This is a genomic window from Chryseobacterium sp. MYb328, from assembly GCF_037572595.1.
GTDB classification, from domain to species: Bacteria; Bacteroidota; Bacteroidia; order Flavobacteriales; family Weeksellaceae; genus Chryseobacterium; species Chryseobacterium pennae.
Genome location: NZ_JBBGZQ010000047.1, coordinates 1 through 10,272, shown reverse-complemented (window position 1 = coordinate 10,272; position 10,272 = coordinate 1). Strand labels below are relative to the sequence as shown.

General features: G+C 34.8%; 8 protein-coding genes and 2 tRNA genes. 1 reads left to right on the top strand and 9 read right to left on the bottom strand.

Annotated elements, in window-relative coordinates:
* Nucleotides 1-1,097: 1,097 nt before the first annotated feature.
* The 4 genes from WH267_RS24885 to WH267_RS24870 form a co-directional block, all read right to left on the bottom strand.
* Nucleotides 1,098-1,171 (bottom strand) — tRNA-Asn (locus WH267_RS24885).
* Between the two features lie 976 nt (nt 1,172-2,147).
* Nucleotides 2,148-2,221 (bottom strand) — tRNA-Asn (locus WH267_RS24880).
* Nucleotides 2,222-2,300: 79 nt separating this feature from the next.
* Nucleotides 2,301-3,782 carry an RIP metalloprotease RseP gene (rseP, locus tag WH267_RS24875; RefSeq protein WP_115969670.1) on the bottom strand — a complete coding sequence of 494 codons (1,482 nt, stop codon included), beginning with the start codon at nt 3,780-3,782 and terminating at the stop codon, nt 2,301-2,303.
* 106 nt (nt 3,783-3,888) lie between these two features.
* Nucleotides 3,889-4,329: a DUF6646 family protein gene (locus tag WH267_RS24870; protein ID WP_115969672.1), complete on the bottom strand. Its 441-nt coding sequence runs from the start codon at nt 4,327-4,329 to the stop codon at nt 3,889-3,891.
* Between the two features lie 185 nt (nt 4,330-4,514).
* Between WH267_RS24870 and WH267_RS24865 the strand changes: the two genes are divergently transcribed.
* The gene (locus tag WH267_RS24865; protein ID WP_340011684.1) at nt 4,515-5,267 is read left to right on the top strand and encodes a nitrilase-related carbon-nitrogen hydrolase; all 753 of its coding nucleotides are present in this window, start codon (nt 4,515-4,517) and stop codon (nt 5,265-5,267) included.
* A 43-nt stretch (nt 5,268-5,310) separates the two neighbouring features.
* Here WH267_RS24865 and WH267_RS24860 read toward each other — a convergent pair whose 3' ends face one another.
* From WH267_RS24860 to WH267_RS24840, 5 genes are all read right to left on the bottom strand, one after another.
* Complete coding sequence (locus WH267_RS24860) at nt 5,311-5,610, bottom strand: thioredoxin family protein (RefSeq protein WP_115969676.1); 300 nt, start codon at nt 5,608-5,610, stop codon at nt 5,311-5,313.
* A 17-nt stretch (nt 5,611-5,627) separates the two neighbouring features.
* Complete coding sequence (locus WH267_RS24855; RefSeq protein ID WP_340011683.1) at nt 5,628-5,999, bottom strand: rhodanese-like domain-containing protein; 372 nt, start codon at nt 5,997-5,999, stop codon at nt 5,628-5,630.
* A gap of 4 nt (nt 6,000-6,003) precedes the next feature.
* On the bottom strand, nt 6,004-7,413 hold the full coding sequence (locus WH267_RS24850) for an MBL fold metallo-hydrolase (RefSeq protein WP_115969680.1): 1,410 nt from the start codon (nt 7,411-7,413) through the stop codon (nt 6,004-6,006).
* Between the two features lie 648 nt (nt 7,414-8,061).
* The gene (locus tag WH267_RS24845) at nt 8,062-8,535 is read right to left on the bottom strand and encodes a hypothetical protein (RefSeq protein ID WP_340011682.1); all 474 of its coding nucleotides are present in this window, start codon (nt 8,533-8,535) and stop codon (nt 8,062-8,064) included.
* Between the two features lie 28 nt (nt 8,536-8,563).
* Entirely contained in the window at nt 8,564-9,862 is a 1,299-nt protein-coding gene (locus WH267_RS24840) for a hypothetical protein (RefSeq protein WP_340011680.1), read from the bottom strand.
* Nucleotides 9,863-10,272 lie beyond the last annotated feature (410 nt).

Here is a 10,272-nt window from a genome sequence, read left to right as displayed (position 1 = left end):
GCCCACCAGCGCCGATGGTACTGCTAACGCGGGAGAGTAGGCCGCCGCCAGTTTTTATTTTATTTTTAAAAATCCTTTATCGAAAGATAAAGGATTTTTTTTTTGCTCTATACTCAGAGACCCCAATACAACCCCAACCCAAAATCTAAGCTACAACTCCAACTCTCCAAGTATTCAAATACTCCAATACAATGGGGATAAGCAATAAGTATTATCTATTATCTATGTTTTGGCTAAAGCCCGTTTCTATTGAATGCTCAGCCTGTAGAATCCCTGCTGCTTATTTTCTGTTTACCGTGTCTTTACTTTTATCCCTCCATCTTTTATTTTATCAAGCTATTTCCTGGTGTGATTGGACTCATTTGTCTTACCGTATTCTGTCATCCTGAAAGATCCAGGTTATGCCATAAAAAGTATCTCTAATGAATGCTGGAGAAATGAAACTATGAAGAAATAGCAAGTAACCTTTCAGTCGACAACAGCCATGATGACAAAGCTAATGAATAAGTGACCGTTAAGGTTTGCAATGTGATTATTCGTTAGTCAATCATTCAATCATTCATTCATTATAAAAGCAAATAAATCTCATTAGACAAACATTGATTATCTGTCTGCCGCTCAACTAGGTGCTAATAAAGATTGGAATGAAAGCTAAATTTATACTAGACAAAGAACATGTTATTAGCTTTATTACTAATCTATTTATTATTTACGCTTATTTAGCCTTAAAATTAGATGATCAATACCAATTGTATCGGAGCTGTAATTATGGCAAAAAATGGCTTATTTGAGGCTGTAGTGAAATGATTATATAGGTTGCCATGCTACAGTACTTTATAGGGATAAAATTTTAGAATATGATTTATACAAACTTGTATGAATTGCTGGCTATATACCTTTTCAAAAGTAATAAGGTTGTTTGAATCCGATTATAGTTCATGTTTGATGATTAAAGGTATGCAATGTGCAGAGCTGTAATCTGAATGAAAAAATAATTTTATCCAAATTGTAAATCAGATCCTATAAGATTGCTGCTTGTTTTTATCTTGTAATGAATGGAAATAAAAAAAGACCTACATTTCTGTAAGTCTTTTTTGCTCCTCCTGCTGGGCTCGAACCAGCGACCCTCTGATTAACAGTCAGATGCTCTAACCAACTGAGCTAAGGAGGAATGTCCTTTGTTTTAAGTGGTGCAAATATAATATGAATATCCGTACTAAGCAAGTTTTTATTCCTTAATATTTAACGAAAATTGCTATCGTTTTATTTTTCAATAAATTAAAATTACATAAAATAATTAGAATTAGAATTGTGCGTGAGAAAAACGGTCTCCAAGGGGACTTTTTTCATAAAAAAATCTTTTATATCAGTAGACGCAGGTAATGGATTGGATCATGAATAGTAAGTAATCAATATCTTTTGATATGTTTTTAGGAAAAACTGCTCGAGTGATTTCTTTTCCCAGCTGATCTTATCAATCTTCCCCCATATGTGGTGAAGCCATTAATATGATTATTACGGTTAAAAGAATGAATTTGTGTGGCTTTAATCAATAAAATATTTTCGATCATAAACTTACCCTTGGTAAAACCATTTAATTCTGTAAAAGAATAGTGTTTCTTTCATCTCTGAAATTAGCTAATAATTAGCTTAATTAGTCAGGTTTTATAACATTGAAAGGAATTGTCTTCAAATCATTTTTTAAGCTCCCTGATGGGCTTATAAAAGTCCTGCATATCAAATCCGGTAAAAAGAATTTTGGTATTGTTTCAGTTCTGACTAAGAAAATAATAAAGCTACAGCGCAAAGAATGGTATCAAAAAGTATTATTGATGTTACTTTGAATTCTACATAAAGCTTTAGTAGATATCCTGAAGGAGATAAAGGTCAAATGAATGAAATTGATTCTTTCCAGGCAGATAGATAAGACTATCGTTTCATCAATATGTTATCGTGATTATTAGCATTCCTAAAATAAAGCGGTTGAATAATTCTTCTTTGATTGGGGGAGCATAAATTTTTGTATATCCCCAAGTTTTGTATCTGATCCAAATAATTTAGCCTTGTATCTTATAAAATTTCTCAGTGTTCTAATTTTGGAATAAGTAGAAATAAAAAAAGACCTACATTTCTGTAAGTCTTTTTTGCTCCTCCTGCTGGGCTCGAACCAGCGACCCTCTGATTAACAGTCAGATGCTCTAACCAACTGAGCTAAGGAGGAATGTCCTTTGTTTTAAGTGGTGCAAATATAGGACGAATATTTATACCCTGCAAATATTTTTAAAAAAATTTTCAAAAAATTATAAAGTTCCCGTAATGGCTTTAATAATATCGCTTCCAAAGATCAGTGCCATCAATCCTAAAAGGAAGATAACTCCCACCATCTGAGCGTTTTCCAATACTTTTTGAGGAACCGGTTTTCCTACGATCATTTCATATAGCGTAAATAAAACATGTCCGCCATCAAGTCCCGGAATAGGAATAAGATTCAGGAATGCCAACCATACAGAGAACATTGCTGTAAAGCCCCAGAATGCAGACCAGTCTATGGAAACTCCACCTTTTGCATCTTTACTTACTGGCATATTCTTAACAATAGCAAGTGGCCCACCTACTTTTTTATATCCCTGAACTTTTTTGTTAAAAATTAATTTAAACTGCTTGATCTGATACGTTAAACTTTCAATGGTAAGGGTAAACCCTCTTTTTATAGAACCAAAGAAGTTGTATTCGTTATGAACCATAAATTTCTCAGCTTCCTTGAAAGAAAGAATTCCAATAGTTCCTTCTTTAGATACCGGGATTTTAAGGTCTTCAGTCTGATTGTTTCTTACTACCTGGAAATCTACTACTTTTCCTGCATTAGGGACTACCAAAGGTTTTACTTCATCATAATAGGAAACAGGAGTTCCATTGATGGCAACAATTTTATCACCTAGTTTTAAACCTGCGTCAATTGTAGATTGAGTAACAATGGTATCAATAATAGGATTCATTCTTGGGGTTAAGAATGATCTTGGCTCCGGATCATGAAATGCCATTACTTTTCCATCATCATTAGTTGGGAAAGTAACGTCTTTTCCATTTCTGGAAACGGTTATTTCATCACTTAATAAAACATCTAATGCCAGTTTTTTGAAGTCTTTCTGGACCTTTCCATCTACTTTCAATATTTTATCTCCATCCTGGAATCCCATTTTCTTAGCCGCAGCAGTATAATGAAGAGGAGTTGTGATTTTATCAGCGTCAAAAATCGTTTCCCCATTTTTTCCAACTAAGGCTGAGAATATTAACCAGGCTAAGAAGAAGTTTACGGTAACTCCACCCAACATGATGATAAGTCTCTGCCAAGCCGGTTTAGATCTGAATTCCCATGACTCTGCTGGTTTTTTCATCTGAGCAGTATCCATACTTTCATCTACCATTCCGGCAATTTTTACATATCCACCGAAAGGAAGCCATCCGATACCGTATTTGGTTTGCTCCGGATATTTTCTCCAATCATCATCAGAAAGTTTTGATATATCGATAGGAACTTCTTCCTTTTTTCCGTTTACCTCAGTTACTTCCGTATCAGGCAGATTCTGTGAGAAGAATTTATACTTCCATTTTCCGTTAATTTTCTTCATCGAGAATATGGAGAAGTAAGGATCAAAGAACAGGAAGAATTTTTCTGCTCTGGTCTTGAACCATATTGCCGGTAAGAAGTGCCCAAGCTCATGAAGAACTACAAGTATAGAGATACTCAGAATGAACTGGAAGAGTTTGATTGCTATTTCCATTAATAAATTTTAGATTTTAATTTGCAAAGGTAACAATTATCAAAACTATGCCAAATAAAAAAGCCCCTCGAAACGAGAAGCTTTGTCATATTTCAGGACTATTTGATTATAAATTGAAAGAAACTCCCAGACTTCCGTTATTACCTACCTCTGCAAATACCCCAATTCTTTCTGTAAAGAAGTAGCGTGCTCCGATATGAGCTCCTATTCCAAAGTCTTTTCCAACAACTCCTACGTCAACGCCAGGATAAATATCCAACTTTGGCGGAAGGCTTAAAGCTTCCTGAAGGTGGAAATTCAATCTGCCAAAAACAAACACCCGGTTATCCTTATCGTTGTTCTTATAATTACTGAAGTAACCATTAAGACCTGCTCCAACGGATATGAGCTTGTTCAGTCCGTAGTCGTAAGTTCCTGTTACCCCGGTTCCATATCCCCAGGCGCTCAGACCCAGTTGGATTTTTTGATCTCCTTTTCCAGTCCATGCCTGAGCATTAGCTGTGATTCCGAAAAAGAACATCATCACCATAAAAACCAATTTCTTCATAAGTTTTATAATTTTTAATGATATTAATAAAAATTACCTGCATCAAAAATGAAACCGAAAGATGTTGAATAGTACAAAAACAGAAGACTTTAATAAATATTAAGAATTATAGGCCGCCTTTCTTTATTCAACATAAAAGGCGTATTTTTATCCTTTAGATATTGAATTAATTTAAAATAAAAAAGATGAAGATTGTAGGGCTCAATTTGGATATCATCTGGAAAAATAAAGCTGAAAACTTTAAAACAATAGAGAACGAACTTGAAAACCTGGAAGCGGATCTGTTTTTACTTCCTGAAATGTTTTCAACAGGCTTTTGTATGGATGCATCAGAAGTTTCTGACAGAAATGAAGAATCTCTGAAGTTTTTAAAAAAGATCTCGGAGAAGAAAAATGCAGCATTCTGTGGAAGTGCTCCAGTAGAGGAACATGGTAGTTTTTACAACAGAATGTATTTTGTACAACCGGATGGAGAAGTTGCTTTTTATGATAAAAGGCATTTGTTTTCTTTCTCAGGAGAGGATAAAGTATATACTCCGGGGAAAAATAGGGTCATCGTAGAATATCAGGGGATACGGTTTTTGCTCCAGGTATGCTATGATCTTCGTTTCCCGGTGTTTGCAAGAAATAATGATGATTATGATGCTGTTTTATATGTTGCGAATTGGCCTGAAAAAAGAGTAGGAGCCTGGGAGCATTTACTAAAAGCAAGGGCTATCGAAAATCTTTCTTTTGTATTTGGATTAAACAGAATAGGAACGGATGGAAACAATCTGTTTTATCAGGAGAGCTCACATTGTTTCTTTGGTGATGGAAAAGAAATTTCAGATAAAAAAGGAAATATTGTCTCAGCAGAACTGGATATGAATGAATTGAAGGATTTCAGAACACACTTCCAGTTTTTAAATGACCGCGATCATTTTTCAATGGATTTATAAAAAATAAGGCTGAGTTTTAGTGAACTCAGCCTTATTTTTAGTCTTAACTATATTGTTGCAGAAGATTGGTCAATGTATTGACATCATGCACTCCGCTTTCTTTCCAGAGAAGCTCTCCGTTTTTGAAAACAGCTAAAGTAGGAACACCTCTTACCCCATATTGTGCTGCCAGAGCAGGGTATTGGTCTACATCTACTTTGATGATTCTGGCTCCTTCGCCTATATTTTCTTTTACCGTATTTAAAACCGAAGACTGAACCTTGCATGGCTGGCACCAGGTGGCAAAAAAGTCAATAAGTACCGGTCTTTCGGAATTGATGATTTCCTGAAATTTTTGTGACATAGTTTGAGTTTTATGAATTACTTTTTATCAGTTTCGTCCTGGATGCCTTTCACATTTTTCCAGCTCGTTCCATCATAGGCTTCCACTCCGTTTTTCTTTAAAATTTCCATAGCCTGATCTGCCTGTACTCCTTTATTACAGAAGACAACTACTTTTTTACCCTTCAGGGTTTCAATATTGTTCTGAATTTCTGCTAAAGGAATATTGATAGCATTCTTTGCTGTTCCTGCAGCGTATTGCTCAGGAATTCTTACATCTACCAATGTTACATCCGGACTGGTCACAACTTCCTTAATGTTAGCCTTGGGAGCTTCCGCAGAATGAGTTGTTTTACAGCTGCTTAATGCTAAAAATGAAACCAGGGCAATTCCAAAAAAATTAACTTTCATGAGGTTATGATGTTTTGGATTGGCATACAAAGTCTGTTGTAGGAAGTTTTTCTGTTTTTTTAATACCGTTAAAACCACCTTCTATTTCAGTGAAGTTTCTGATTCCGTGTGAATTAAGTATGCTTGCTGCAATCATGCTTCTATATCCTCCTGCACAATGAAGGAAGAAATGTTCCGAGCTGTCAAGATTTCGGGCCCAGTCGCTGATGGAATCCAAAGGTCTGTTATAAGCATTATCAATATGCTCAGCAGAATATTCCGTTAGTTTTCTGACATCAATTACTTTTGCATCAGTTGTAAACTGTTCTGCAAATTCAGAAGGGGAGATTCTTTTCACTTCGTCGATTTCTTGGCCCGCATTTTTCCAGGCTTCAAAACCTCCTTTCAGATATCCTACAACATTATCAAATCCCACTCTGCTTAATCTGATGATCACTTCCTCTTCAGTTCCTTCCTCCGTTATCAATAATAGAGGATGTTTTACATCTACGATTAATGTTCCTACCCAAGGGGCAAAATCACCTTTTAAACCTATGTTAATAGAATTGGGCACAAAACCTTTATGGAAATCTGCAGCTCCTCTTGTATCCAGAATCAAAGCTCCCGTTTCTTCAGCCAATGCTTCGAAATCTTCAGGAGACACAGGTTGCAGTCCTTTGTCCATTATTGTATCCAGACTTTCATAACCTCCTTTGTTCATCGCTACATTCATTCCAAAATATTTTGGTGGTGCAGTCAGTCCGTCAAGTACTTCTCTGATAAAAGAAGCTTTATCCGGTTGATTAAGAGCGTAATTTGTTCTCTTTTGATTCCCTAAAATATCTACCGTTTCCTTCTGCATATTTTTTCCACATGCGGAACCTGCTCCATGAGCCGGATAAACAGTTATGCTGTCATCCAATGGCATAATTTTGTTCTGAAGACTGTCATACAGAATACCTGCAAGATCTTCCTGAGTAAGATTGGTTGCTTTCTGTGCAAGATCTGGTCTTCCCACATCTCCTAAAAACAGAGTATCCCCTGTGAAGATTGCTGTTTCCTTACCATCTTCATCAATTAAAAGATAAGTAGTACTCTCCATAGTATGGCCTGGAGTATGAAGTACTTTTATTTTTATTTTTCCAATTTCAAAAACCTGGTTGTCTTCTGCGATAATGGCTTCAAATTCAGGAGCAGCAGTGGGGCCGTACACAATAGGAGCTCCGGTTTTTTTACTCAGATCCAGATGCCCTGAAACAAAGTCAGCATGGAAATGAGTTTCAAAAATATATTTTAAAGTGACATTATCTTTTTCCAGACGATCCAGATAAGGTTTTACCTCTCTTAATGGATCAATAATGACAGCTTCGTTTTCTGATACAATATAATAGGCACCCTGAGCCAGACAGCCCGTATATATTTGTTCAATTTTCATTGGGGTATTTTTTTAATAGTTAAAGATACAAAGTATTAGATAAATTCTAAATCAAATGTTAAATTCCATTGATAGTTTCTTTCAATACTTGTTAAACAAATGTTTAAGTTTCTTTATTTTTTCAGCAAAAAGAATGCCTTATATAAGGTTGAGTGATAAATGCTGTTTTTTATCATGTTCTTTCTGTGGTTAAAGGTTTGTATATGACTGTTTTATATTATAATACTACAGGATGTAATCACTCAGTTTTCAATTTTCACTATAATGTTTATACAATATTCAAATCCGGAGTATTCAATCAACCCACCATAAAGCTACAAATAATATAAATTATTCTTGTTTATGTGTTTATTTGTATAATAATGAGAAGGTTTTTTTCTAAATACACTGCGAGGTAAGATCTTAATTTTCTGTAAAAAGTTATTTTAGATGAAAAATTAATCATATTATTAAAAATATTGAAATATCTGTCAGTTCTCATGTTGTTTATATCAAATTTTAAAACAAGATGCATAAAAAAACCAAAGCAATAATTTTATTGCTTTGGTCTAATTAATATTTTTGACTTAAAATCTATAATAGCCTTTTAGGCCTTATCAGTGTTTTTTATTACAAACATCTGATTACATGTTACCTCTTACTTAGGGTTTATTTAAAGTCTTTAGGATTTGCGGGATCTTTAGGTTCCTTTGTTTCTGTTTCGTCATCCCATCCACCTGGTTTATCATTTTTAGGTTTAGGCGGAGGAGTAACGTCTGTATAAGAAGCTGGAGTATCATCCTTAACCTTATCAGAAGTTTCTCTCGCTTTACCCATAACCCCTGCTGCTGGACCGGTTACTGTTGCTGGGTTACCCATTGATGTCTCTACACTGTCATTAGATCCTTTAATATCAGAAGTTACAGATTTGATAAAATTGAATATAATATTGGACTGTGGTGATGTTTCTCTCACAATTTTTGGGTCTTGTTGTACTTTTTCTTGAGGCTTAAACGGATCGTGAGGAGGTGTACTGATTGATTCGTTTTCTTCTTTTGGTATGAATCCAGAAAGTTCCTGCTCTGATTTGCTACCTCCCGCAGCCGTACTGCGGCCAAAATTAAATATATCTTGAAATGCCATATTTTTGTTTATTAATAAGTTACTGAATTTATAAATTATGAGGACGAACCACAGAGAAAGTCTCTTTACTACTATCAATGTTAGGAATTTGCTTAGTCTCGAAAATAGTATGGTTGACGTCCAGAGCGGATACTTTTTCTGCCATTCCTTTTGCTCTGTATTTATCATTCGCTGCCAACAGCTCTAAAGCGGATATATGAACAGGGAATGTTTTAATTCCAATATCCTTAGTAAACATAGGATGACGAGGTGGACTAGATTTCTTATATGGATTAACTAATTCCTCAAAATTCAATCCAATATATCCGTCAAATGTAATAGGTATTTCGTAAGTAAATTGTTTTACCTGACGTCTTTGTGTTGCTAAAGTTTCAACACGAGAGTTTTTCGGAATAGATCCTGAAACATTAGAATTTGATTTCCATGCTGTTGTTAGGGTACCAGAAATCGTTCCTGTTAAAGAAAGTCCTAAGTCTGCACTTAATTCTCCACGACCAATAGCCGTACCTGTTCCTGTATAACTTAATCTATTTGAATTGGTGAAAGTAAAATTAGTTGTTTTAGTCGTTGCTGATTGGGCTGCAGCAGAAATTACGCTTTGGGTACCTTGGTTGTCTTTATGATTGTGCAAATGCTTGGTTTTCGTGATGGTATTGCTATCATATTTTGCTAAACTATTAGATAAGCTCTCTGTTAAAATAGTCTCTATAGTTTTTGAAATTTGTCCTTGTAACTCCCCAGCAATCTTTCCTCCAAAGGTAGAGCTTCCCATACCTGCCAAAGTCCAATTGATGGTATTTCCTACGGTAAATTCAATGTTGTCAGAAAATTGACGGTCGAGATCCGACCTGTTTTCATAGCTTCTCGTAGATAATATATCCGCCACAGGCTGAATAATGTTTGACCTTTCTTCAAACAAAGGAGCTCCAATCTCAAAAAAAGCCATCCATCCTCGTTTTGCCGCGTTTGGATCAGGAAAATTACCAAATTTTCTATCATTGATAGATATTCCTATTGGTGATAATTCGACAACCTTATCATTTACTTTAACCTCCTGTCCATTCTCATTTACTTGATTATAGGTTAAACCAATTAGTTTTTTATTCATGATTCCCTTAATCAATTCATCAGTTATTCCTAACTCTTCCATATTTTCAACCGTAAGGATGCGGCGTTTCGCAGGATCCACAGTATATGTTGGTATTTTTGCCATATTTTTTAAATTATAATTTGTTATTCTAATAACCCTTGAAAGCGGGAAATTAGTTGTTAATGATTTGTTTTGTCGTGTGCTCCCGACATAGAGTTTTACAATCAATTTATTCATATATATTCTGTACTGCGCACATACAAAATATAATATTGATGTATTGACTAATTTTTAAATGAAAAGACCAGCCTGGGATATCTTTTTAACTACTATTACGAAAATAGAGGTGGCTGGCATCAAAACTTGTAGTATAAAATAAAATTTCTGAATAAAATTTTAAGTGACGTTTCGCAAGAGTCAACAGTCTATATCGCTTGTAGTACTCTATTTTTATAATCAATTTATTCATATATGTTCTGTACTGCGCACATACAAAATATAATATTGATGTATTGACTAATTTTTAAATGGAAAGAACAGCCTAGGATATCTTTTTAACTACTATTACGAAAATAGAGGTGGCTGGCATCAAAACTTGTAGTATAAAATAAAATTTCTGAATAAAATTTTAAGTGACGTTTCGCAAG

What these genes read in the sequence shown, in the direction of transcription:
- rseP (WP_115969670.1), bottom strand. Translation starts at nt 3,782, where the DNA reads ATGGAAATAGCAATCAAACTCTTCCAGTTCATTCTGAGTATCTCTATA.
- WH267_RS24870 (WP_115969672.1), bottom strand. Translation starts at nt 4,329, where the DNA reads ATGAAGAAATTGGTTTTTATGGTGATGATGTTCTTTTTCGGAATCACA.
- WH267_RS24865 (WP_340011684.1), top strand. Translation starts at nt 4,515, where the DNA reads ATGAAGATTGTAGGGCTCAATTTGGATATCATCTGGAAAAATAAAGCT.
- WH267_RS24860 (WP_115969676.1), bottom strand. Translation starts at nt 5,610, where the DNA reads ATGTCACAAAAATTTCAGGAAATCATCAATTCCGAAAGACCGGTACTT.
- WH267_RS24855 (WP_340011683.1), bottom strand. Translation starts at nt 5,999, where the DNA reads ATGAAAGTTAATTTTTTTGGAATTGCCCTGGTTTCATTTTTAGCATTA.
- WH267_RS24850 (WP_115969680.1), bottom strand. Translation starts at nt 7,413, where the DNA reads ATGAAAATTGAACAAATATATACGGGCTGTCTGGCTCAGGGTGCCTAT.
- WH267_RS24845 (WP_340011682.1), bottom strand. Translation starts at nt 8,535, where the DNA reads ATGGCATTTCAAGATATATTTAATTTTGGCCGCAGTACGGCTGCGGGA.
- WH267_RS24840 (WP_340011680.1), bottom strand. Translation starts at nt 9,862, where the DNA reads ATGAATAAATTGATTGTAAAACTCTATGTCGGGAGCACACGACAAAAC.